The sequence below is a fragment of the Micromonospora sp. NPDC004540 genome, from assembly GCF_040610095.1.
Classification (GTDB): domain Bacteria; phylum Actinomycetota; class Actinomycetes; order Mycobacteriales; family Micromonosporaceae; genus Micromonospora.
In genome coordinates, this window is sequence record NZ_JBEXLR010000033.1 from 1 (window position 1) to 21,281 (window position 21,281).

Here is a 21,281-nt window from a genome sequence, read left to right on the forward strand (position 1 = left end):
GTACCAGCAGTCGCCGAGCAGCAGCACCCCGGAATCCGGCACCCGCACCACCGCGGAGTCCGGCGCGTGGCGCCCGCCCACGTGTCGGCGCGTCCACGATGGAGGACCTCGTGGGGCACGGGAACGCACGACGGTCCGCCGGTCGAGCCCGGCGGCGGTGACGGACCGGTCCGGGAGACGAACAGGAGGTGAATGCCACTGTTCTTTCGTCTTCCCCGGGCCGGTGACCGCGTGGCACGCTACCCGCACGTAACACCCACTGTGCGACCAGCCAACGATGACTGACCGCTAGGAGGACGGGACCATGGGCGAGATGGTGAGCTTCACCGGCAACGGGGGGACGAGCGAGGGGTATCTCGCGATACCCTCCGGCGGTGCGGCCAGCCCGGCGGTCATCGTCATCCAGGACTGGTGGGGCCTGGTGCCCCACGTCCGGGCGGTGGTGGACCGCTTCGCGGAGGCCGGCTTCGTCGCCCTCGCGCCCGACTTCCGGCACGGCGGCCCGGCGAGCAAGCCGAGTGAGCCCCGGCAGATGCTGAACAGCACCCAGATGGACGAGGCGGCGAGCGACATCGCGGCCGCCGCCGAATACCTCGCCAGCCGGCCCGAGGTCGCCGGCAAGGTGGGCTGCGCCGGGTTCTGCGCCGGGGCCAGCCTGGCGCTGTGGTCCGGCACGTTCTCCGAGCGGATCGTCGCCACCGCCGGCTTCTACCCGCGGCTGCCCTGGGAGGGCATGAGCGCCGGCGCGGCGGACAACGCGGGCCGCACCGGCTGGGCCGGCTACGCCGGCAAAGCCGCGCTCATCCACTGCTCCGAGGCGGACGGCCTGTCCGCCGCCGACGGGGTGCAGAGCGTACGCCGGGCCATCGAGGCCGCCGGCGGCGCCTGCCAGACCTACGACTACCCGGGCACCGCGCACGCGTTCTTCAACGAGGACCGGCCGGAGCACTTCGACCAGCGGGCCGCCGCCACCGCCTGGGCCCGCACGCTGGAACTCTTCCGGGCGAAACTTGGCTGAGCCGCGTACGCCCGCCGAGGTTGTCGCCCGCGCCGCGCGGGCGACCGACCTGGCCGACCTGGACGGCGCGGTGAGCAACTGCTTCGCCTGCCCGCGGCTCGTCGTCTGGCGGGAGGAGGTGGCCCGGGTCAAGCGGGCGGCCTTCCGCGACCAGGACTACTGGGGGCGGCCGGTGCCCGGCTTCGGCCCGCCCGACGCGCGGATCGGCATCCTCGGCCTGGCGCCCGCCGCGCACGGCGGCAACCGCACGGGCCGGATCTTCACCGGGGACCGTTCCGGTGACGTGCTCTTCGCCGCGCTGCACCGGGCCGGGCTGGCCAACCAGCCGACCAGCGTGTCCGCCGACGACGGCCTCGCCCTGCGGCACACCCGCATCTTCGCCGCCGTGCGCTGCGCGCCGCCGGACAACAAACCCACCCCGGCCGAGCGGGACACCTGCGCGCCGTGGCTGCACCGCGAGGTCGCGCTGATCCGGCCCACCCTGCGCGTCGTGGTCGCCCTGGGCGCGTTCGCCTGGGCCGCGTGGTGGCCGGTGCTGCGCCACGTGTACGGACAGCGCCCGCCCACGCCGCGCCCCGCCTTCGGCCATGGGGCACACTGGTCCGGCACGTCCGCACCGGCGCTGCTCGGCTGCTACCACGTCAGCCAGCAGAACACCTTCACCGGACGGCTGACACCAGCGATGTTGGACGACGTGTTCGCCCGGGCGAAGGACCTGGCCGGGGTGGACTGAGGAATGCGTTGGGCGGTGGGATGGACCTCGGCGTGCTGCGCAGGTGGTGGCCGGTCGCGGCGGTGACCCTGCTGCTGGCCGTCGCCGCGCTCGCCGCCGGGCACTCCGCCATCGGCGCGAGCCGGATCCCGCCCGCCGCCGACAACATCCCGTACGTGCCGGACTACCCGTCCGCCGAGCCCGCGCCCTCGATCACGGTCGAGCCCCGGGAGTTCGGCCCGCCCACCTCGGGTGGCCTCCCGGGCTGGCTCGTCACCGCCGCCATCGTGCTGCTCGCGGCGGCCGTGCTGACCGCCGTCGGCTACGTGCTCTGGACCGTGCTCGGCGGTGCGTTGCGCCGGACCACCCGCGCGGTGCCCACCCAGCGGGTCCGGCGTACCGCCGAGGGCACCGCCCGCGAGGTGGTGGCCGCGCTGGACGCCGGCCTGGAGGAGTTGGACGACCGGTCCACCGACCCGCGCACCGCGGTGATCGCCTGCTGGGTCCGGCTGGAGGAGGCCGCCGACGAGGCCGGGGTGCCGCGGCGCGCCGGGGACACCCCCACCGACCTGGTCAGCCGGCTGCTGAGCGGCGACCCGGCGGCCGGCGTCCCGGCGATCGCCAGCGCCGACGTGCTCGACGGCTTCGCGCACGTCTACCGCGAGGCCCGGTACGCCACCCACACGGTCGACGAGCGGATGCGGGACCAGGCCCGGGCCGCCCTGCGCCGGCTGCGCGGCGAGCTGACCACGGTTGCCGAGGTGATGCCGTGAGCACGAGCATCGACGACCTGCTCTCGTTCGACGAGGAGCCCGCCGGGGAGGCGCGCCGGCCCGGCGGCGGGCGGGCGCGCTGGGTGCTCCGCACCCTCGCGGTCACCGCCGCGATCGTGGTGGTGGTCGTCGTCGGGCTGCGCGCGGTCGGCCTCCAGGTCTCACTCTGGATCATCGTGGCGGGCGTGCTCGCCGTGCTCGCCGTCCGCCGGGTCACCGCCGAGCTGTCGCCCCCGCCACCATCCCGGGCCGGCGTCCGCGCCCCGGCCGGCGAGGAACCCGGCACCTGGAACTGGTCCGCCCGGGACGCCCTGCGCGCCGCGATCAACGGGTGGGAACGCCCGCTGGACTGGTGCTCCGGCAATCGGGAGCGGTTCACCGAGCGGGTGCTGCCCCGCCTCGGCGAACTGGCCGACGAGCGGCTGCGCCAGAAACACGGCATCACCCGCGAGTCCGATCCGGCCCGCGCCCGCGCCCTGCTGGGCGAGCCGCTGTGGACGTTCCTCGGCACCCCCGCCCGCCGCCCCCCGTTGCCGCGCGACCTCGCGGCGATCGTCGCCGAACTGGAGAAGCTGTGATGAACGACGTGGACCGGAGCATGCCCCCCGCCGAGGTCGGCCGGCTGGCCCGCGCGGTGCTCGACGCGGTCGGCACCGTCGTGGTCGGCAAGCGGGAGGCGCTGGAGCTGGTTCTGGCCGGCATCCTGGCCGGCGGCCACGTCCTGCTGGAGGACCTGCCCGGCCTGGGCAAGACGCTCACCGCGCGGTCGTTCGCGCAGGCCCTCGGGCTCGACTTCCGCCGCCTCCAGTTCACCCCGGACCTGCTCCCCGCCGACGTCACCGGCTCCTTCCTCTACGACCAGCGCAGCGGCGACTTCTCGTTCCGGGCCGGCCCGGTCTTCACCAACCTGCTGCTCGCCGACGAGATCAACCGGACGCCACCGAAGACCCAGTCGGCGCTGCTGGAGGCGATGCAGGAGAAGCAGGTCTCGGTCGAGGGCGTCACCTACCGGCTGGACGAGCCGTTCCACGTGCTCGCCACCGCCAACCCGATCGAGTACGAGGGCACCTACCCGCTGCCCGAGGCGCAGCTCGACCGGTTCCTGCTCCGGGTCTCGTTCGGCTATCCGAACCACGACGAGGAGTGGGAGGTGCTGCAACGGCGGATCGCCCGCCGCCGGGAGGAGGCCGAGATCAAGCCGGTGGTGGACGCCGGCACGCTGCGCGCCATGCAGTCGGCGCTGGAGGACGTGGTGGTCGAGGACTCGATCGGCCGGTACATCGTGGCGCTGACCGCGGCCACCCGGGATCACCCGTCCGCGCTGGTCGGCGCGTCACCGCGCGGCTCGCTGGCGCTGCTGCTGCTGTCCCGGGTCCGCGCGGTGCTCGCCAACCGCGACTATGTGGTTCCGGAGGACGTCAAGGCGGTGGCGGTGCCCGCGCTGGCGCACCGGATCACCCTGCGGCCGGAGATGTGGCTGCGCCGGGTCGACCCGTCCTTCGTGGTCGGTGAGGTGCTGGAGTCGACGCCCGCCCCGGCCAGCGGAGCGCTGCCCAGCTACGCGGCCGGACCCGCCGGGCGCTGATGACCGACCGTCAGGAACCGGCGAGCGGCTGGGCGCCCACCTGGGCGCTCGGCCGGGCCGTGCTGCTCACCGGCCTGCTCCTGGTCGCCGCGGTGCTGCTCGGCCGGATCGACCTGGTCGTGCTGGCCACCCCGTTCGCGCTGGGCACCGCGTACGCGCTGCGCCGCCGGCCCACCGCGCTGCCCGAGCTGGCGATCGGCGTCGAGGACGCGCACCTGGTGGAGGGCGCGCCGATGGCCGCCACGGTGGCCGTGGCCAACCCGGACACCGTCTCCTACGACATGGCCGTGGTGCGGACCCGGATGTCGCGCTGGCTGCGGGTGGAGAAGGTCGGCTTCGGCGGGACCGGGGTGGACGTGAGCCGCTCCGGCGGCGCCGACCGGCCCTTCGTCACCTCGGTGCCGTCCGGCGCCGCCGTCGACCTGGAGCTGACCGGCACGGCGCTGCGCTGGGGGCGGCACCCGATCGGGCCGGCCGGCGCCCGGGTCGCCGCCGCGGACGGGCTGCTGGTGTCGCGGGCCGTGGTCACCGACGCGGTCCGGATGCGGGTCTACCCGATGACCGAGCCGTTCGAGGCGGTCGAGGCGATGCCCCGGGCCGCCGGGCTGGTCGGCGCGCACCACTCGCGCCGGCCGGGGGAGGGCGGCGAGCTGGCCGGGGTGCGCGTCTTCGCACCGGGGGACCGGCTGCGCCGGATCGACTGGCGGGTCTCGCTGCGGGCCCGCCAGCTGCACGTGGCGGCCACCCTCTCCGACCGGGACGCCGAGGTGGTGGTGCTGCTCGACGTGCTGGCCGAGGCGGGCCGCTCCGGCGGCGTACGCGGCGCGGCGTCGGTGCTGGACACCACCGTCCGGGCGGCCGCCGCGATCGCCGAGCACTACCTGCACCGGGGGGACCGGGTGGCGCTGCTGGAATACGGGCCGGCCGCCCGCCGGCTGCGCCCGGCCACCGGCCGCCGGCAGTACCTGACCGTGCTGGAGTGGCTGCTCGACGTCAGGGCCGAGTCGTCGCCGCACGAGCCCTACGACCAGGTCTTCGGCCCGCAGCTGCTCTCCTCGGACGCGCTGGTGGTGGTGCTCACCCCGCTGCTGGACGAGCGTTCGGCGCAGATGCTGGCCCGGATGGCCCGGGGCGGGCGGTTCGTGGTCGCGGTGGACACCCTGCCGGCCGAGCTGCCGGTGCCGAAGGACCGGGGCTGGGCCGAGGTGGCCTACCGGCTGTGGCGGCTGGACCGGGACACGATGATCGGCCAGCTCCGCGAGCACGGTGTGCCGGTGGTGCGCTGGGCCGGCGCCGGCAGCCTCGACCAGGTGCTGCGCGACGTGGCCCGCCTGGCGACGGCCCCGAAGGCGGGTATGCGGTGAGCGCGAGGAACGCAGCGGAGCGGAGTCCCGCAGTCGCGAACGGAAGGCCGGCTCGGTGAGCGCGAGGAACGCAGCGGAGCGGAGTACCGCAGTCGCGAACGAAGAGTGGCGCAGATGAACGACCTCGTCGAGGGGCTGACCGAGCGGGTCCGCGCGCTCCGGTACGCGGTGGGCCGGGTCAGCCCGACGCCGCTGCTGGTGCGGGCCGGCATCTTCTTCAGCGTGCTGGTCGGCTTCCTGGTCGCGTACCCCGGTGAGGCCCTCACCCCGCGGTCGCTGCTGGCCCTCACGGTGGTGGCGGTGCTGCCGGCGGCCGGTCCGCGCCGGATCTGGCCGACGTTCGCCGCGCTGGTGACCGTGGGCGGCTGGCTGCTCGCCACGCTCGGCTTCGACCGGCCGCCGGCGCTGTGGCGGCTGCTCGCCGTGGCGACCCTGCTCTACCTGGCGCACACCCTGTGCGCGCTGGCCGCGCTGCTGCCCTACGACGCGGTGGTCGACCCGGACCTGGTGCTGCGCTGGCTGGCCCGGGCCGGCGGGGTGGTGCTCGCGAGCGCCGTGCTCGGCATCGTGCTGGCCTGGCTCGGCGGAGTCGGCGGGGACGGCGGATTCCAGGCGGCGACGGTGGCCGGGCTGCTGGTCGCGGTGGGTCTCAGCGGCCTCCTGGCCTGGCTCCTGCGTCGCAGATAACGGGACGCCGCGAGAAGTTGCGCAGGTCACAGGGGTTGTGCTCCGTCACAGAAGAGGGTCTCGGACGGGATTAGCTGAGCCGCCCGGGGAAAGATAGATGACGTGAATCCGAAGCGGATCCTTGTCGTGGGTGCCGGGCACGTGGGCCTGTACGCCGCTCTGCGCCTGTCCAAGAAGCTGAGCTCCCGTGAGGCCGAGGTCATCGTCGTCGACCCGCAGCCGCACATGACCTACCAGCCGTTCCTCCCGGAGGCTTCGGCGGGCAACATCTCCCCGCGGCACGCTGTGGTGCCGCTGCGGCGGGAGTTGCGCAAGTGCAAGGTCGTGGCCGGCACGGTCACCCGGATCGACCACGACCGCAAGACCGCCGTCGTGCAGCCGATCAGCGGCCCGACCCGGGAGATTCAGTACGACCACGTGGTGGTCGCCCCAGGCTCGGTCTCCCGCACCCTGCCGATCCCGGGCCTGCACGAACACGGCATCGGGTTCAAGACCATCGGTGAGGCCATCTTCCTGCGCAACCACGTGCTGGACCGGCTCGACGTGGCGGCCGCCACCACCGACCCCGAGGTCCGCAGCCGCGCGCTGACCTTCGTCTTCGTCGGCGGCGGTTACGCCGGCATCGAGGCGCTCGCCGAGATGGAGGACATGGCCCGGGACGCGCTGCGCTACTACCCGGAGCTGAAGACGGAGGACATGCGCTGGGTCCTGGTCGAGGCCACCCAGCGGGTGCTGCCGGAGGTCGACCGGGACATGGGCGCCTACACGGTGCAGGAGCTGCTCAAGCGGAACATGGACATCCGCCTGGACACCCGGCTGGAGTCCTGCGTCGACGGGGTCGCGAAGCTCTCCGACGGGTCCAGCTTCCCGTCCGACACGATCGTCTGGACGGCCGGCGTGAAGCCGTCGCCGATGCTGGACGCGACCGACTTCCCGCGCGACGAGCGGCGGCGGGTCACCTGCCTGCCCACCCTCCAGATCGTGGACGGCGACCGGGTGGTCGAGGGCGCGTGGAGCGCCGGCGACTGCGCCGCGGTGCCGGACCTGACCAAGGAGCCGGGCAACTTCTGCTCGCCGAGCGCGCAGCACGCGGTCCGGCAGGCCGCCCGGATGGCCGACAACATCGCGAACGTGATCCGCGGGCGCGAGCCGGTCAACTACAAGCACAAGCACGCGGGCAGCGTGGCCAGCCTCGGCCTGCACAAGGGCGTGGCGCAGGTCTACGGCGTGAAGATGACCGGCTGGCCGGCCTGGTTCATGCACCGCACCTACCACATGTCGCGGATCCCCTCGTTCAACCGCAAGGTCCGGGTCGTGGTCGACTGGACGCTGGCGTTCTTCCTCAAGCGCGAGGTGGTCGCCCTCGGCCAGCTGCACGACCCGCGCGAGGAGTTCGCCGAGGCGTCCGCGCCGCCGGTCGGCGCGCGCGTCTGAGACGACCGGAAAGGGCCCTTCCCGTACGGGAGGGGCCCTTCGCCGTGTCCGGGGTCAGAACCGCCAGGTCCAGGCGTCGGCGATCCGGGTGCCCGGCCCGAAGAGCTGTTCCAGGGTCCGGCGCAGGGTCTCCGCGTGCGGCGCGTCGTCGGTCAGCGCCACGCAGGAGGCGCCCCAGGTCTCGATGTCCCGGGCGGCCTGCCGGCGCTGCCGGTCGCCGACCGCCGGCGCCACCCCCCGCTTCGCCACGTCGGCCAGCAGGGCGGAGGTCGGCCGCTGCCAGGTGCCCATGGTGGCCGAGCCGTTGCGGCCGTACGGGCCGATGAAGAAGCCCTCCGGCATGCCGAACGCGGCGTCGGCGGCGGCGCCCCAGCGCATCGGCCAGGGGTCCTTCGGGGTGGCCGTGGGCACCGGCACCAGCACCCCGCCGGGGCGTACGCACTTCCGCCAGTGCCCGCCGCTGACGAACTCGGGCAGCGGCGGCCGGTCGGTGGTGGGCAGCGGCGCGGGGAAGACGCTGAGCAGGGCCGCGCCGACCGCGAGGGGGACCAGCCGGCGGGCCCGCCCCCGCTCGCCCAGCGCCCGGTGCACGGCCAGGGTGAGCACCGTCCCGACCAGCGGCAGCACCGCCAGGCCGAACCGCATGGGCAGTGCGCCGTCCACCACCGGCAACCCGGCCAGCAGGGCGTACGGGCCGGGCACGCCCGTCCGCTCGCCGCCGACCACCACCTCGGGGCCGAGCGAGAGCGCCGCCATGACCAGCGCCCCCGCGAGGCAGGCGATCACCAGGGCGCGCCGGCCCAGCCAGAACGCGCAGCCGGCGGCGACCAGCAGCAGCGGCCAGCCCAGGAACGTGTTGAACTCGGCCGGACCGGTGGTCAGCCGGGTCGCGTCGGCACCGCCCAGCACGGAGAGCGCGGAGAGCCGGGTCCAGCTGGTCAGGTCGGCGGAGAAGTAGTGCGGGCTGAACATCCCGTCCGAGACGCCCTGCGGCCCGGCGAACTGGTGCCACAGCGGGTACGCCAGCACGAACAGGGCCAGCCCGGCGGCGCACATCAGCCCGCCGGCGAAGCCGGGCAGTGCCCGGCGCAGCAGCGCCCGGTCGGCCAGCCCGTACGCGACGGCCATGACCAGCAGGGTGAGCGCGGTGAGGAAGAGCACCTCCTCGCCGATGAAGACCTGGAGGGTTACGGCCACGGCCAGCCCGAGCGTCGAGGTGGCGAGCCGGCGGCGGTCCGGGCCGTCCGGGCGGCCCGCCGGGTCGGCGGCCCGGAGCAGCCGGACCACCAGCCAGACGATCACCGGGACCAGCCACTGGGCGGTCATGTGCAGGTGGGCGTTGCTCTGCGAGACCATGCCCGGACCGAAGCCGCAGAGCGCCGCGCCGAGCCCGGCGGCGAGCGGGCGGGCCCGCAGTGTCCGGGTGAGGAGCAGGTACCAGGCGAGCGCCGTGCCGGCCAGGTTGGCCGCGGCCAGCAGGGCGAAGGTGACCGGTGCCCCGAGGGCGAGGGTGACCGGGGCGAGCAGCACGCCGAGCGCGATGACCGTGGTGTTGGTCATCAGGTTGACCCCGTCCGGCGCGTTCAGCCGGTCGGTGAGCAGCCCGAAGTCGCCGAGCAGGGCGCGTGAGTCGACGGCCAGGAACCACTCGTAGAGGGTCTGGTCGGCCGGGTTGAGGGCCAGCACCCGCTGCCCGGGCGCGGGCCACAGCCCGTGGGTGAGCCAGCCGGCGAGCACGACGAAGAGCAGCCCGGCCAGCAGGTCCGCGCGGTGCCGACGGCCGGCGGCCAGCAGCCGGGCCGCCCGGCCCGGGCGGAGCGCCGGGTCGAGGCGGAGTGCCTGGTCGGGGTCGGGCCCGGGGGCCGTGCGGGCGGCGCTGGTCACGGCCTCGACCATATCGGCCGAGGGCCGCGGGGTACGCCGGCCCGTGGCGCAGCCGCTACGGTGAGACCTGCACCGCCGCGTGTCGGCGCGCCGGTGTCACCCGCCCGGGTGGTGGAACGGCAGACACGGCCGCCTTAAAAGCGGCTGCCGCAAGGCGTGCGGGTTCGACCCCCGCCCCGGGCACCAGACTCTCAGCCTTCCCACAGCTTTGCGCCGCGCACGGTGTTGCCACCCCGTTTACCCTGGAGGGGCACGTTCACGTGCATCGACCCCCTGAGGGAGGCCTGAGAAGTGAAGTCCACGAACCCGGTGCTCGCCCGGCTCGGCCAGGCGGCTGAGCGGGAGCGGGCGGCCGGGTACGCCCAGCCCGGGCCGTACGGTCAGCCCGGATATCCCCAGCAGTACTCGCCGTACCCGCAGCAGCAGCCGTACCCGGGTGCCCAGGGCTACCCGGCGGCCCCGCCCACCGTGACCCCGATGACCCTCGACGACGTGGTCGTCAAGACGGTGCTGATGCTCGGCATCCTGGGCGCCTCGGCCGCTGCGGCCTGGGTGCTCGTGCCGGACGCCCTGACGGGCGTCGCCTGGATCGGCGCCGCGGTGGTCGGCCTGGTCCTCGGCCTGATCATCTCGTTCTCCCGGATGGCCAACCCGGCGCTCGTGGTGGCGTACTCGATCGTCGAGGGCGTCTTCGTCGGCATGGTCAGCAAGACGTTCGAGAACTTCTACGACGGCATCGTGCTCCAGGCCGTGGTCGCCACGTTCGGCGTCTTCTTCCTCATGGCGGTGATCTACAAGGCGCGGATCATCCGGGCCACCCCGAAGTTCGCCCGGATCATGGTGGCGGTCATCGCGGGTCTCTTCGGCGTCATGCTGATCAACCTGGTGCTCGCCCTCTTCGGCGTCAACACCCACCTCCGCGACGGCAGCCCGCTGGCCATCGGGTTCAGCCTGGTCTGCATCGTGGTCGCCGCGCTGAGCTTCGTGCTCAACTTCGCGGAGATCGAGGAGGGCGTCCGGATGGGGCTCCCGCAGCGCTACTCCTGGACGGCCGCGTTCGGCATCGTGGTCGGCCTGGTCTGGCTCTACCTGGAGATCCTCCGCCTGCTCAGCTACTTCCAGGGCGACGACTGACCGTCCCCGCCCGACCTGCGACGCCCGCCTGCCGCGCCCGCGGCGGCGGGCGTCGTCGTTTGCCCGTCGCCGCCGGGCGGCCCGGGGCAGAGTGGAGCCCGGGGGTACGTCGGCGCGAGGAGGTCGCGGTGCGCAGTGCCAACCCGGTGCTGGACCGGCTGGACGACGTCGGCCGGACCGAGCGTCAGGTGCTCGGGGTGGGGGCCGCCGAGACCATGACGGTGGCCGACGTGGTGAGCCGGACGGTCGGGCTGCTGCTGCTCACCGGCGTCACCGCGGCGGTGGCCTGGGTGGTGGTGCCGCAGGCGGTGTGGATCTCCGCGGCATTGGCCGGCAGCGCCCTGGCCAGCCTGGCGCTGGTGCTGGTCATCTCGCTGAAGCAGATCACCAACCCGCCGCTGATCGCCGGGTACGCGGTGCTCCAGGGACTGCTCCTCGGGGTGGCGAGCCGCGCCTTCGAACTGGTCTACCCGGGCATCGTGGCGCAGGCGGTGATCGGCACCTTCGGGGTCTTCCTCGGCATGGCGCTGCTCTACCGGGCCCGGCTGATCCGGGCCACCCCACGGCTGGCCCGGCTGGTCCTCGGCACGCTCATCGGCATCGTGGCGATCGGCCTGGTCAACCTGGTCACCTACCTGCTCACCGGGCGGCAGGGCGTGGAGGTCTACAGCCTCACGGCGCAGGTCGGCTGGCTGCCGTACCTCTTCTCGGTGGTGGCGATCATCGCCGGGGCTCTCAGCTTCGTCCTCGACTTCGACCTGGTCGAGCGGTCCGCCCGCAACGGCCTGCCCCGCCGGTACGCCTGGTTCTGCGCGTTCGGCCTGCTGGTCGGGCTGATCTTCCTGTACTGGCAGATCCTCCGCCTGCTGAGCTACGTCCGGCGCTGACCTTCGACAACTCCAGCTCGGCGCGTCTAGCGCCGCGCTGCGACCTGGAGCCGTCGTAGACTCGGCCGCGATGAGCGCAGCGGAACTGGACCGGGCGGTGGCGCTGCTGGTCCGACAGGTCGGGCACTGGGAGCAGCCGCGCTGGTCGGCGGCGGCCGAGGGCGGCAACGTGTCCCGCGCCGACCTGGTGCACAAGCTGGTCCAGGAGATCGCCAACCTGGCGGCCGACGCCGAGGGGGAGCCGCGCCGCGACGTGCCCCGGCTCCCGAGCGACCTGGCCCTGCCCGACCAACTCCGGGTGGTCACCGCCGACCTGCTGGCGGCCGGCGCGCCGGAGCCGGTGCTGGCCGGGGCGGCCGCCGCGGTCGCCCGGACCCGTTCCACGCTGTAGCCGACGGTCAGCCCGTCAACCAGCGCCGCACCTTCCGGCGGCGGGCCCGGTCCCGCGCCCTGGCCAGCGCCGGCCCGGCCCGGTCGGCAACGGCCGCCTGCCGGGCGTGCAGCAGGCCGTAGGTGAACGTGTTCTCGCCGTCGGCGTACGCCCGCAGCGCCTGCTCGCGCAGCACCTCCCGGGTCACCACCGAGTCCTGGTGCGCTCCGAGCGCGTCCTGGAGGTCCTTGAACCGGTCCACCAGCTTCGCGCGGGGCCGGCGCACCTCGACGGCGTACCGGGCCTGCTTGCCCGCCTTGCGGGCCTCGTGCAGCGCGGTGTCGTCCTCGCCGCCGGCCAGCGCCCGGTCCAGCCGGTCGTCGAAGCGGGTCACCGCGCGGCGCACCCGCCGGTTCACCCAGCGGGGCCGTACGGCGCGCGCGGTCGGCCCCTCCACCAGCGCGTCCAGCCGGCGCAGCAGGTCGGTGTAGCGGTCGGAGCCGAGTGCGGCGCGCAGCCCGTCGAGGGCGGTGGCCAGGTCGGCGGCGAACCGCTCGGCGAACCGGGCCGGGACCGGGCCGAGCACCAGCTCGTCCGGTTCCGCGTGGACCGCGTCGGCCAGCCGGGCGGCCATCACCTGGACGTCCCGGACCGGCCCGAGCTGCCCGCCCAGCCAGCGCAGCTCCGCCCGTACGCTCTCGCTCTCCGCGCGGTCCCACAGGCCGCGGAAGGTGCGCAGCGTGGAGCGGAGCCGGCGGACGGCCACCCGCATGTCGTGCACGGCGTCCTCGTCGCCGCCGAGCGCGCCGGCGTGGTGGCCGATCAGCGTGTCGCGCTGGGCGGTGAGGTAGTCGACCACGGGCGCGGCCGCCGGGTCGGCGGGCGCCGGGCGGGTGGCGGCGAGCCGGCCGCCCAGGGCGCGGTGCGACTTCGAGACCGGGACGGTCCGTGCGCCGGCCTCGAGCAGCCGGTCGTCCACCGCGTCGAGCAGCGCCTCGTCGCCGTCGACCAGCTCGACCTCGATCTCGTGCCAGGTCTGCCGCTCCCCGCCGACCAGGTCCTCGGCCCGGACGTCGTCCTCGGCCACCTCGGCGAGGGGGCGGCCCGCCGCGTCCAGCAGGCGGCGTTCCCGGCGGCGGGTGACAACCCGCGCGGCCGGGGCGACCGGCCGGCCCCGGGACGCGCCTCGGAAGAGCGCGACCAGCTCGGCCGGCGGGTCGGCGTCCTCCGGCCCGGCCGGGAACTGGTGCTCGGTGCGCGCGCCGCCGACCGCGCCCACCTTGAGGTGCCAGCCCGCGTCGTGCCCGCCGGTCCGCCGCCGCAGCGCGTAGCCGCTGCGGGCCAGCCGGAGGTCGGCGGTGTCCCAGTAGACCGCGTCCAGGTCGAGGGCGGTGGCGTCGGACGTGGTCGCGACGCCACCGCACCCGATCAGGTCGGGCAGCCGGAATCCCTCGTCGCCGGAGTACTTGCGTTCGCGTTCCACGACGGTCGCCATGGCACCTCCCGTACCCGGCCGGATCTCCGGCGAATCGAGCTCAGTTCAGGCGTTCGAGCACCATGGCCATGCCCTGGCCGCCGCCGACGCACATGGTCTCCAGACCGATGGTCTTGTCGTGCCACTCCAGGGCGTTGAGCAGGGTGCCGGTGATCCGGGCGCCGGTCATGCCGAACGGGTGGCCCACGGCGATCGCGCCGCCCATTACGTTCAGCTTCTCCTCCGGGATGCCGAGCTGCCGGTACGACGGGATCACCTGGGCGGCGAACGCCTCGTTGATCTCGACCAGGTCGACGTCGTCGATGGTCATGCCGGCCCGCTTGAGCGCCTGCTTGGACGCCTCGACCGGGCCGAGGCCCATGATCTCCGGCGAGAGCGCGGTGACGCCGGTCGAGACGATCCGGGCCAGCGGGGTCAGTCCCAGCTCCCGCGCCCGCTGGGCGCTCATGATCACGACGGCGGCGGCGCCGTCGTTGAGCGGGCAGCAGTTGCCGGCGGTGATCCGGCCGTCCGGGCGGAAGACCGGCTTCAGGCCGGCGACCGCCTCCAGGGTCACCCCGGGGCGCGGGCCGTCGTCGGTGCTCACCACGGTGCCGTCCGGCGTGGTGACCGGGGTGATCTCGCGGGCCCAGAAGCCGTCCGCGATGGCCTTCTCGGCGAGGTTCTGGCTGCGCACGCCGAACGCGTCCATGTCCGCGCGGGTGACGTCGTACACCTGGGCGAGGTTCTCCGCCGTCTGCCCCATCGTCAGGTAGATGTCGGGGAGTTGGCCGGCCTCGCGGGGGTCGGTCCACACCTCGGCGCCGCCCTGGGTCCGGGCCTTCGAGCGCTCGCGCGCCTCGGCGAAGCGCGGGTTCTCCCAGCCGCCGCCGACCAGCGCCTGCGCCTCGGGCGGCAGGGTGTCCGAGTTGCCCCGCGCGTACCGGGAGACGGTCTCGACGCCGGCGGAGATGAAGACGTCGCCCTCGCCGGCCCGGATCGCGTGCATCGCCATCCGGGTGGTCTGCAGCGAGGAGGCGCAGTAGCGGGTCAGCGTGGCGCCGGGCAGGCCGTCCAGCCCCAGGAGGGTGGCGACCACCCGGGCCATGTTGAAGCCCTGCTCGCCACCGGGCAGGCCGCAGCCCAGGTAGAGGTCGTCGATGGTGGTGGGATCGAGCGCCGGGACCTTGTCGAGGGCGGCCTGGACGATGGTGGCGGCGAGGTCGTCCGGGCGGACCTCCCGCAGGGAACCCTTGAACGCGCGGCCGATGGGGGACCGGGCGGTGGCGACGATGACGGCGTCGCGGGGCGACTCAATCGGCATGAACCAACGTTAACCCGCCGGTAACTTGTGGCGGAAGCTGCGCGACGGGCGGGAAATGTCACCCCCGCGGGCGCTCAGTGGTGGTGCCGGTAGGCGACCGCGGCGGCCGCCTCGACCGCCGGGAGCAGGGCGTGCGCCCAGACGCGGTAGCCGTCGGCCGAGGGGTGGAAGCCGTCGTGGCAGAGGGTGCCGGCGTCCGCCCGGAACACCGGGCCGGTCTCGGTGCCCAGGTCGACGACGCCGCCGCCCGCGTCGAGCACGGCGGCCGTCTGGGCGCGCGCCATCCGCCGCCCCGCCCAGCCGAGCACCTGCCGCAGCGGGGACGCGACCGCGCGGATCGCGCCGAGGTCGGGGCACGTGCCCACGACCACCTCGACGTGCGCCTCGCGCAGCCGGCGCACCGCCGAGCCGAGGTAGGCCGCCGCGTCGGCCGGGCGGGCCAGCCCGGTGGCGTCGTTCGCCCCGATGAGGATCACCGCCACGTCGGGCCGCTCGCCGAGGAGCGCCCGGGCCACCTGGGTGGCCAGGTCGGTGGAGCGGGACCCGGAGACCCCGACGCTGGACAGGTGCACCCGCCGGCCGGTGGGTCCCTCGGCCAGCAGATGGGCGAGCTGGCCGCCGATGGTCTCCTCGAAGCGCTCAACGCCGACGCCGAGCGCCGACGAGTCGCCGAGCAGCACCAGCCGCAGCGGCGGCGCGTCCGCCCGGCCGACCGTGGCGCGCAGCGCCAGGCCCAGCTCGGGCTGGGCGTATTCCCGGCTGCGGGCGGCGATGGCCTGGCCGGCGAGGACCGCCGCCCCGCCCACCGTGCCGGCGAGCAGGGAGAGCGCGGCGGCCCGACCGAGCCGGACCGCGAGCTCGTTACGCTCGGTCATGACGACACCTCCCCAGCTCCCACGACCCGCGGGTCGGTCTGCTCGTGGCGAACGGCGTCGACATGAGCATGGCACACGTTGTGCCTGCTGATGATGCCTCCGCAGCCCCGCTCATGCCAGTCCCTCCACCTGGGCCGGGTCGGCGGCGGCACCGGGCTGCGGCACCGCGCCGACGCCGAAGAAGGCCCGCCGCCGAAGCTGCGCCCAGCGCCCACCGGGCCCGCGCTCGCGGCCCCGGACCCGGGTGCCGCTGACCTCGGTGCCGGCGTGCCGGGCCGCCTCCTGGGCCGCCTCCGGCAGCGACCGTACGCCTTCCGCGCCGGTGAGCGACGGCCGGCGTTCCTGGGCGGCGCCCAACGCGGAGAGCACGGTGGGCAGCAGCGCCGCCGCGGCGACCGCGTACCCCTCGGCGGACGGGTGGAACCGGTCCCAGGCGAACATCCGGGCCGGCTCGGCGGCGAACCGCGGGCCGAGCAGGTCGCCGAGGGAGACCGTCCAGCCGCCCGCCTCGACCACGGCGACCGTCTGGGCGGCGGCGAGCTGGCGGCTCCAGCGCCGGGCCAGCCAGCGCAGCGGCGGCTGGATCGGCCGGATAGCGCCCAGGTCGGGGCAGGTGCCGACGACCACCTCGCAGCCGGCGGCCCGGAGCGTGCGGACCGCGGCGACCAGGTAGCGCACGGACACCGAGAGCGGGGTGCGGTTGGTGACGTCGTTGCCGCCGACCAGGATGACCGCGATGTCCGGTTCGACCTCCAGGGCCGACTCGACCTGCGGCTTCAACCCGGCCGACAGGGCGCCCACCACGGCGAACCGGTGCAGCCGGACCGGCCGGTGCAGCCGGCGGGACAACCCCGTGGCCAGCAGCGCGCCCGGGGTCTCCCGGCGGCGGTGCACGCCGTAGCCGGCGGCAGACGAGTCACCGAGGATCACCATGCTGACCGGCGGGCCGGGAAGCTTCGCCCCGTAGACGCCGTCGCAGCGCGGCGGGGGCGCCTCGGCCATCGGGATGGTGCGCCGGGCCTGGCGGGCCTGACCGAGCAGCACCCCGCCCGTGGCGACGGTGGCCGCCACCGTGGCGCCCGTGCCGATCGCCGTCACGCGGGCGATCCGCCGGGCGCGCTGCCAGCCGCCTGGCGCGACGGAACCAGCGTCCCCCATGCACCGACATTATCGCGCCGCCACGACACCCGCTCTCCTCGTGATCGTTACGGCTGGGACCGGACGGTTCCGGGTACCGGTAGGGGCAGGGGGCGGGGCTTGCGCCGGCACCGCACCCTGGTCGAGCGGAAAGGGGCGAGGAGATGGGGAAGACATTGAAGCGGAGCGCGGCCTTCACCGCGCTGGCCCGGACGCTGGCGGCGGGGGCACGGGGTGGCCCGTCGCTGGGCGCCCGGCTGGCGGCGCTGCCCCGGATGATCCGGGCCACCGCCCGGGGCGAGTACGACGGCGGCCTGCGGCTGGCCCTGATGGCCGGCGCCACGGCGTACATCGTCTCGCCGATCGACCTGCTGCCGGAGATCCCGCTGGCGATCTTCGGCCTGGCCGACGACGCGGTGATGGTCACCTGGCTGGCCGGCAGCGTGCTCGCCGAGACCGACCGCTTCCTGGAGTGGGAGGCACGTCGCAGGTCCGTCATCCCGGGGCATGTGGTGCCCTGACGGCACGTACCCTGGGCGACGAACTGACGACTTTCCGGCCGCCCCACGAACGGCGGCGCAACGAAGGGCACAACGAGGTGCAGTACTACGACAACGTGGTCGAGCTGATCGGCAACACCCCGCTGGTACGCCTGCGCAACGTCACCGAGGGCATCCAGGCGACCGTGCTGGCGAAGGTGGAGTACGTCAACCCGGGCGGCTCGGTGAAGGACCGGATCGCGCTGCGGATGGTCGAGGACGCCGAGAAGGCCGGCCTGCTCCAGCCGGGCGGCACGATCGTCGAGCCGACCAGCGGCAACACCGGCGTCGGGCTGGCCCTCGTCGCCCAGCTCAAGGGCTACAAGTGCGTCTTCGTCTGCCCCGACAAGGTCAGCCAGGACAAGCAGGACGTGCTGCGGGCGTACGGCGCCGAGGTGGTGGTCTGCCCGACCGCCGTGGCGCCGGAGGACCCGCGCTCCTACTACAACGTCTCCGACCGGCTGGCCCGGGAGATCCCCGGCGCCTGGAAGCCCAACCAGTACAGCAACCCGGCCAACCCGCGCTCGCACTACGAGACCACCGGCCCGGAGATCTGGCAGCAGACCGAGGGGCAGCTGACCCACTTCGTGGCGGGCGTCGGCACCGGCGGCACCATCTCCGGCATCGGTCGCTACCTGAAGGAGGCGTCCGAGGGGCGGGTCCGGGTGGTCGGCGCGGACCCGGAGGGCTCGGTCTACTCGGGCGGCACGGGCCGGCCCTACCTGGTCGAGGGCGTCGGCGAGGACTTCTGGCCGGAGACCTACGACCGCAGCGTGGCCGACGAGATCGTCGAGGTCTCGGACAAGCAGTCCTTCGAGATGACCCGGCGGCTGGCCCGTGAGGAGGGCCTGCTGGTCGGCGGCTCCTGCGGCATGGCCGTCGTCGCGGCCCTGGAGGTGGCCCGCAAGGCCGGCCCGGACGACGTGATCGTGGTGCTCCTGCCGGACAGCGGCAAGGGCTACATGTCCAAGATCTTCAACGACCAGTGGATGGCACGGTACGGCTTCCTGGACAACTCGGGGGCCGAGCCGACCGTGGCCGACGCGCTCGGCGGCAAGCCGGGCGGCCTGCCCGAGCTGGTGCACGTCCACCCGACCGAGACGGTCCGCGACGCGATCGACTACATGCGCGAGTACGGCGTCTCCCAGCTCCCGGTGCTCAAGGCCGAGCCGCCGGTGGTGACCGGCGAGGTGGCCGGCTCGATCGCCGAGAAGGACCTGCTCGACGCGCTCTTCACCGGCCAGGCGCACCTGCACGACACGATCGAGCGGCACATGGGTGACCCGCTGCCCATGATCGGTGGCGGCCAGCCGGTGAGCGAGGCGGTCGCGCTGCTCGAGAAGGCCGACGCCGCGCTGGTGCTGGTCGACGGCAAGCCCAAGGGCGTGCTGACCCGGCAGGACCTGCTCGCCCACCTCGGCGCGCGCTGACATCGAGGCGAGGGCCGCACCCCCGGGCGGGGGGTGGGGCCCTCGTCGCGTCAGCGGCCCAGCTCGGTCGGCACGGCCACCACGTCGACGTACGCGCCCTTGCGCAGCACCGTGACCGGCAGGCGGGCGCCGATCGCCGGGCCGAGCATCAGCCGTTGCAGGCCCTGGCCGTCCTGCACCGGCCGGCCCCCGGCCGCCACGATCACATCGCCCAGGTAGAGCCCGGCCAGCCCGGCCGGGCTGCCCGGCACCACCTCGACCACCCGCAGCCCGCGCCGCTGCCCGGTCCGGGCGGTGATCTCCGGCGGCAGCGGCACCGGCACCCCGGCCACGCCGAGCCAGGCCCGGCGGACCCGGCCGTCGGTGGTGAGGTCGGCGATGATCTGCCGGGTGGTGGCGTTCACCGGCACGGCCAGCCCGAGGCCGTAGCCGGCGACCGCGGTGTTGACCCCGACCACCCGGCCGGCCGAGTCGGCCAGTGCACCGCCGGAGTTGCCCGGGTTCAGCGCCGCGTCGGTCTGGATGACGTCCTCGATGAGCCGGGTGACCCGCCCGTCCCGGGCCGGCAGCGACCGGCCCAGCCCGGAGACCACCCCGGCGGTGACCGAACCGGCCAGCCCCATGGGGTTGCCGACCGCGACCACGAGCTGGCCGATCCGCAGCCGGTCCGCGTCGCCCAGCTCCACGGGCTCGACGGTCGACCGCTCCGCCCGCAGCACCGCCAGGTCGGAGAGCGGGTCGGCGCCGACGACCCGGAACCCGGTCTCGGTGCCGTCGCCGAAGGCGGCCGACCCGTCCCGGGCGCCCTGCACCACGTGGGCGCTGGTGAGCAGCAGCCCGTCGGGGCCGATCACCACGGCCGAACCGGCGCCGGCGCCGCGCGGGGTCCGCACCGACAGGGCGGCCACGCTGGGCAGCACCCGGGCGGCCACGCCCGTCACCACCCGGGAGTACGCGTCGAGCGCGGCGTCCTCTGCCCGCTCGCTGTGCTCGGTGTCCATGCCGGTGCCAACGCGCCGGCATCGGGGCCCATGCCCCGATCCGCTCAGAGCGAACGGGCGTACCGGAGCTGGGGGACGGCGGTGGCGCCGATGACGTCCTCGCGCTGCTCGCCGGTGGCGGTCCAGCCGCCGCGCTCGTAGAACCGGCGGGCCGTCGCGTTCTCCCGGAGCACCCAGAGCGCCGCCCGGGACCAGCCGCGGGCCCGCATGGCGTCGAGGGCGTCCACCATGAGCGCCCGCCCGGTGCCCCGGCCCTGCTCGGCCGGCTCCAGGTGGATGGCGTTGAGCAGGCCGGTGGCCGGGTCGCCGGCGTCGTCCGGCCCCAGGTAGCTGAAGCCGACCAGCTCGCCGTTCCGCTCGGCCACGGTCATCCGGTGGTCCGCGCCCTCCCAGGCCACCCGTTCCGTCCAGTACCGGCCCATCGCCTCCGGGGTCGGATCCGCCAGCGCGTCCGGCGGCAGGAACGACGAGTACGCCGCGACCCGGGACCGCTGGTGCAGGGCGCCGACCCCCATCAGGTCGGCGTCGGTGGCGGGGCGCAGGGAGACCGTCACCCGGCCGAGGCTACCCGCCGGGGCGGCACCGGAACCGTCATCAGGTCCTCGGCGATCACCAGCTCCCCGGTGAAGTGCGCCCGGGCCTCGTCGGCGAAGCGGCGCGGGTCCGCGTACCGCTGGGAGAAGTGGGTGAGCACGAGCGTGCGTACCCCCGACTCGGCCGCCACGCGCGCGGCCTGGCCGGCGGTGAGGTGGCCGACCTCGGCGGCGAGGGCGGCCTCCGACTCCAGGAAGGTCGACTCGATGACCAGGAGGTCGGCATGCTCGGCCAGGGCCCACACGCCGTCGCAGAGCCCGGTGTCCATGACGAAGGCGAACCGCTGCCCGGGCCGGGTCACGCTCACCTCGTCGCGGGTGACGCGGCGCCCGTCCAGGTCCAGGTGGCCGTCGCGGAGGAGCTGACCGACCGCCGGACCGGCTATGCCATACGCGGACAGCTTCTCCGGCAGCACCCGGCAGCCGTCCGGCTCGACGAGCCGGTAGCCGTACGTCTCGATGGGGTGCCGCAGCCGGCGGGCCTCCAGCGTGCCGATGCCCAGGGTGATCCGCTGACCGTCCGCCTCGATCGGCTCGACGGCCAGCTCGGCGGTCTCGTAGAAGCTCGACGCGTGGCGCAGCCGGGCGAAGTAGTCCGCGCCCCCGGCGGGGAAATGCACGGCCACCGGGTGCGGGACCCGGTCCAGGGAGAGCCGCTGGATCATGCCGGGCAGGCCCAGGCAGTGGTCGCCGTGGAAGTGGGTGACGCAGATCCGGGTCAGGTCGGTGGCGGAGATCCCGGTGTGCAGCATCTGCCGCTGGCTGCCCTCGCCGGGGTCGAAGAGGAGCACCTCGTCGTCCCAGCGCAGCAGGTAGCCGTTGTGGTTGCGCTGCCGGGTCGGGGCCTGGCTGGCCGTGCCGAGGACCGCCAGCTCGCGCATCGACAATCCGGGCCCCCTCACACATGAAGCGACCCCCGGGGCTTCCGCGCTCGCGCGCGGGCCGGCTGGACTGGGCCGGCACCCCGGGGGTCGGGTGGCTGTCGTGGTTTCGCCGCACCGCTGCCACACGGTCTCGACGATGGTGCCTGGTGCCCGCCTCGCGGCGGACGGGTTTCACT

At 74.8% G+C, this 21,281-nt stretch carries 21 protein-coding genes and 1 tRNA gene; 14 read left to right on the forward strand and 8 right to left on the reverse strand.

Features of this window, described 5'->3' with window-relative positions; translation table 11 throughout:
• Window positions 1–304 precede the first annotated feature (304 nt).
• The 8 genes from ABZV78_RS13875 (at window position 305) to ABZV78_RS13910 (ending at window position 7,573) form a co-directional block, all read left to right on the forward strand.
• Entirely contained in the window at window positions 305–1,018 is a 714-nt protein-coding gene (locus ABZV78_RS13875) for a dienelactone hydrolase family protein (RefSeq protein ID WP_355638442.1), read from the forward strand.
• The gene (locus ABZV78_RS13880; protein WP_355638444.1) at window positions 1,011–1,751 is read left to right on the forward strand and encodes a uracil-DNA glycosylase; all 741 of its coding nucleotides are present in this window, start codon (window positions 1,011–1,013) and stop codon (window positions 1,749–1,751) included. Before ABZV78_RS13875 ends, ABZV78_RS13880 begins: the two co-directional genes overlap by 8 nt.
• A 20-nt stretch (window positions 1,752–1,771) precedes the next feature.
• Window positions 1,772–2,503, forward strand: coding sequence for a DUF4129 domain-containing protein (locus ABZV78_RS13885; RefSeq protein ID WP_355638518.1), 732 nt, complete (start codon window positions 1,772–1,774; stop codon window positions 2,501–2,503).
• Complete coding sequence (locus tag ABZV78_RS13890; RefSeq protein WP_355638446.1) at window positions 2,500–3,081, forward strand: hypothetical protein; 582 nt, start codon at window positions 2,500–2,502, stop codon at window positions 3,079–3,081. The genes ABZV78_RS13885 and ABZV78_RS13890 overlap by 4 nt, the downstream gene beginning before the upstream one ends.
• Window positions 3,081–4,088: a MoxR family ATPase gene (locus ABZV78_RS13895; RefSeq protein ID WP_355638448.1), complete on the forward strand. Its 1,008-nt coding sequence runs from the start codon at window positions 3,081–3,083 to the stop codon at window positions 4,086–4,088. The genes ABZV78_RS13890 and ABZV78_RS13895 overlap by 1 nt, the downstream gene beginning before the upstream one ends.
• The gene (locus ABZV78_RS13900; RefSeq protein WP_355638450.1) at window positions 4,088–5,452 is read left to right on the forward strand and encodes a DUF58 domain-containing protein; all 1,365 of its coding nucleotides are present in this window, start codon (window positions 4,088–4,090) and stop codon (window positions 5,450–5,452) included. Before ABZV78_RS13895 ends, ABZV78_RS13900 begins: the two co-directional genes overlap by 1 nt.
• 114 nt (window positions 5,453–5,566) lie before the next feature.
• The gene (locus tag ABZV78_RS13905) at window positions 5,567–6,139 is read left to right on the forward strand and encodes a hypothetical protein (protein WP_355638452.1); all 573 of its coding nucleotides are present in this window, start codon (window positions 5,567–5,569) and stop codon (window positions 6,137–6,139) included.
• A gap of 102 nt (window positions 6,140–6,241) precedes the next feature.
• Complete coding sequence (locus tag ABZV78_RS13910) at window positions 6,242–7,573, forward strand: NAD(P)/FAD-dependent oxidoreductase (protein ID WP_355638454.1); 1,332 nt, start codon at window positions 6,242–6,244, stop codon at window positions 7,571–7,573.
• Between the two features lie 54 nt (window positions 7,574–7,627).
• On the opposite strand, the gene ABZV78_RS13915 is transcribed toward ABZV78_RS13910, so the two are convergent.
• Window positions 7,628–9,469, reverse strand: coding sequence for a hypothetical protein (locus ABZV78_RS13915; protein ID WP_355638455.1), 1,842 nt, complete (start codon window positions 9,467–9,469; stop codon window positions 7,628–7,630).
• A 90-nt stretch (window positions 9,470–9,559) separates the two neighbouring features.
• Here ABZV78_RS13915 and ABZV78_RS13920 point away from each other — a divergent pair.
• The 4 genes from ABZV78_RS13920 (at window position 9,560) to ABZV78_RS13935 (ending at window position 11,869) form a co-directional block, all read left to right on the forward strand.
• Window positions 9,560–9,643 (forward strand) — tRNA-Leu (locus ABZV78_RS13920).
• Window positions 9,644–9,748: 105 nt separating this feature from the next.
• Entirely contained in the window at window positions 9,749–10,591 is an 843-nt protein-coding gene (locus ABZV78_RS13925) for a Bax inhibitor-1/YccA family protein (RefSeq protein ID WP_355638457.1), read from the forward strand.
• Window positions 10,592–10,719: 128 nt separating this feature from the next.
• Window positions 10,720–11,478, forward strand: coding sequence for a Bax inhibitor-1/YccA family protein (locus ABZV78_RS13930; protein ID WP_355638459.1), 759 nt, complete (start codon window positions 10,720–10,722; stop codon window positions 11,476–11,478).
• 70 nt (window positions 11,479–11,548) lie between these two features.
• Window positions 11,549–11,869: a hypothetical protein gene (locus ABZV78_RS13935; protein WP_355638461.1), complete on the forward strand. Its 321-nt coding sequence runs from the start codon at window positions 11,549–11,551 to the stop codon at window positions 11,867–11,869.
• A 7-nt stretch (window positions 11,870–11,876) separates the two neighbouring features.
• On the opposite strand, the gene ABZV78_RS13940 is transcribed toward ABZV78_RS13935, so the two are convergent.
• The 4 genes from ABZV78_RS13940 to ABZV78_RS13955 form a co-directional block, all read right to left on the reverse strand.
• Entirely contained in the window at window positions 11,877–13,343 is a 1,467-nt protein-coding gene (locus ABZV78_RS13940; RefSeq protein ID WP_355638462.1) for a CYTH and CHAD domain-containing protein, read from the reverse strand.
• Between the two features lie 40 nt (window positions 13,344–13,383).
• Entirely contained in the window at window positions 13,384–14,646 is a 1,263-nt protein-coding gene (locus tag ABZV78_RS13945; RefSeq protein WP_355638464.1) for an acetyl-CoA C-acetyltransferase, read from the reverse strand.
• Window positions 14,647–14,720: 74 nt separating this feature from the next.
• Complete coding sequence (locus tag ABZV78_RS13950) at window positions 14,721–15,521, reverse strand: SGNH/GDSL hydrolase family protein (protein WP_355638466.1); 801 nt, start codon at window positions 15,519–15,521, stop codon at window positions 14,721–14,723.
• 111 nt (window positions 15,522–15,632) lie between these two features.
• A complete protein-coding gene (locus ABZV78_RS13955) occupies window positions 15,633–16,679 on the reverse strand; it encodes an SGNH/GDSL hydrolase family protein (protein WP_355638468.1) in 1,047 nt (348 codons plus the stop codon).
• A 143-nt stretch (window positions 16,680–16,822) separates the two neighbouring features.
• Between ABZV78_RS13955 and ABZV78_RS13960 the strand changes: the two genes are divergently transcribed.
• Both ABZV78_RS13960 and ABZV78_RS13965 read left to right on the forward strand, forming a co-directional pair.
• The gene (locus tag ABZV78_RS13960) at window positions 16,823–17,179 is read left to right on the forward strand and encodes a YkvA family protein (RefSeq protein WP_355638470.1); all 357 of its coding nucleotides are present in this window, start codon (window positions 16,823–16,825) and stop codon (window positions 17,177–17,179) included.
• A gap of 77 nt (window positions 17,180–17,256) precedes the next feature.
• A complete protein-coding gene (locus ABZV78_RS13965; RefSeq protein ID WP_355638472.1) occupies window positions 17,257–18,627 on the forward strand; it encodes a cystathionine beta-synthase in 1,371 nt (456 codons plus the stop codon).
• Window positions 18,628–18,677: 50 nt separating this feature from the next.
• Here the strand turns inward: ABZV78_RS13965 and ABZV78_RS13970 are convergent, their stop codons facing one another.
• The 3 genes from ABZV78_RS13970 to ABZV78_RS13980 are packed head-to-tail and all read right to left on the reverse strand — an operon-like array spanning window position 18,678 to window position 21,108.
• Window positions 18,678–19,628, reverse strand: coding sequence for a trypsin-like peptidase domain-containing protein (locus ABZV78_RS13970; protein WP_355638474.1), 951 nt, complete (start codon window positions 19,626–19,628; stop codon window positions 18,678–18,680).
• A gap of 44 nt (window positions 19,629–19,672) precedes the next feature.
• Complete coding sequence (locus ABZV78_RS13975; RefSeq protein WP_355638475.1) at window positions 19,673–20,182, reverse strand: GNAT family N-acetyltransferase; 510 nt, start codon at window positions 20,180–20,182, stop codon at window positions 19,673–19,675.
• Window positions 20,179–21,108 (reverse strand): ribonuclease Z, encoded by a 930-nt coding sequence (locus tag ABZV78_RS13980; protein WP_355638477.1) that lies wholly within the window; start codon window positions 21,106–21,108, stop codon window positions 20,179–20,181. Before ABZV78_RS13980 ends, ABZV78_RS13975 begins: the two co-directional genes overlap by 4 nt.
• Window positions 21,109–21,281 lie beyond the last annotated feature (173 nt).

What these genes read in the sequence shown, in the direction of transcription:
- ABZV78_RS13875 (WP_355638442.1), top strand. Translation starts at nt 305, where the DNA reads ATGGGCGAGATGGTGAGCTTCACCGGCAACGGGGGGACGAGCGAGGGG.
- ABZV78_RS13885 (WP_355638518.1), top strand. Translation starts at nt 1,772, where the DNA reads ATGGACCTCGGCGTGCTGCGCAGGTGGTGGCCGGTCGCGGCGGTGACC.
- ABZV78_RS13895 (WP_355638448.1), top strand. Translation starts at nt 3,081, where the DNA reads ATGAACGACGTGGACCGGAGCATGCCCCCCGCCGAGGTCGGCCGGCTG.
- ABZV78_RS13900 (WP_355638450.1), top strand. Translation starts at nt 4,088, where the DNA reads ATGACCGACCGTCAGGAACCGGCGAGCGGCTGGGCGCCCACCTGGGCG.
- ABZV78_RS13905 (WP_355638452.1), top strand. Translation starts at nt 5,567, where the DNA reads ATGAACGACCTCGTCGAGGGGCTGACCGAGCGGGTCCGCGCGCTCCGG.
- ABZV78_RS13915 (WP_355638455.1), bottom strand. Translation starts at nt 9,469, where the DNA reads ATGGTCGAGGCCGTGACCAGCGCCGCCCGCACGGCCCCCGGGCCCGAC.
- ABZV78_RS13935 (WP_355638461.1), top strand. Translation starts at nt 11,549, where the DNA reads ATGAGCGCAGCGGAACTGGACCGGGCGGTGGCGCTGCTGGTCCGACAG.
- ABZV78_RS13940 (WP_355638462.1), bottom strand. Translation starts at nt 13,343, where the DNA reads ATGGCGACCGTCGTGGAACGCGAACGCAAGTACTCCGGCGACGAGGGA.
- ABZV78_RS13945 (WP_355638464.1), bottom strand. Translation starts at nt 14,646, where the DNA reads ATGCCGATTGAGTCGCCCCGCGACGCCGTCATCGTCGCCACCGCCCGG.
- ABZV78_RS13950 (WP_355638466.1), bottom strand. Translation starts at nt 15,521, where the DNA reads ATGACCGAGCGTAACGAGCTCGCGGTCCGGCTCGGTCGGGCCGCCGCG.
- ABZV78_RS13955 (WP_355638468.1), bottom strand. Translation starts at nt 16,679, where the DNA reads ATGGGGGACGCTGGTTCCGTCGCGCCAGGCGGCTGGCAGCGCGCCCGG.
- ABZV78_RS13960 (WP_355638470.1), top strand. Translation starts at nt 16,823, where the DNA reads ATGGGGAAGACATTGAAGCGGAGCGCGGCCTTCACCGCGCTGGCCCGG.
- ABZV78_RS13970 (WP_355638474.1), bottom strand. Translation starts at nt 19,628, where the DNA reads ATGGACACCGAGCACAGCGAGCGGGCAGAGGACGCCGCGCTCGACGCG.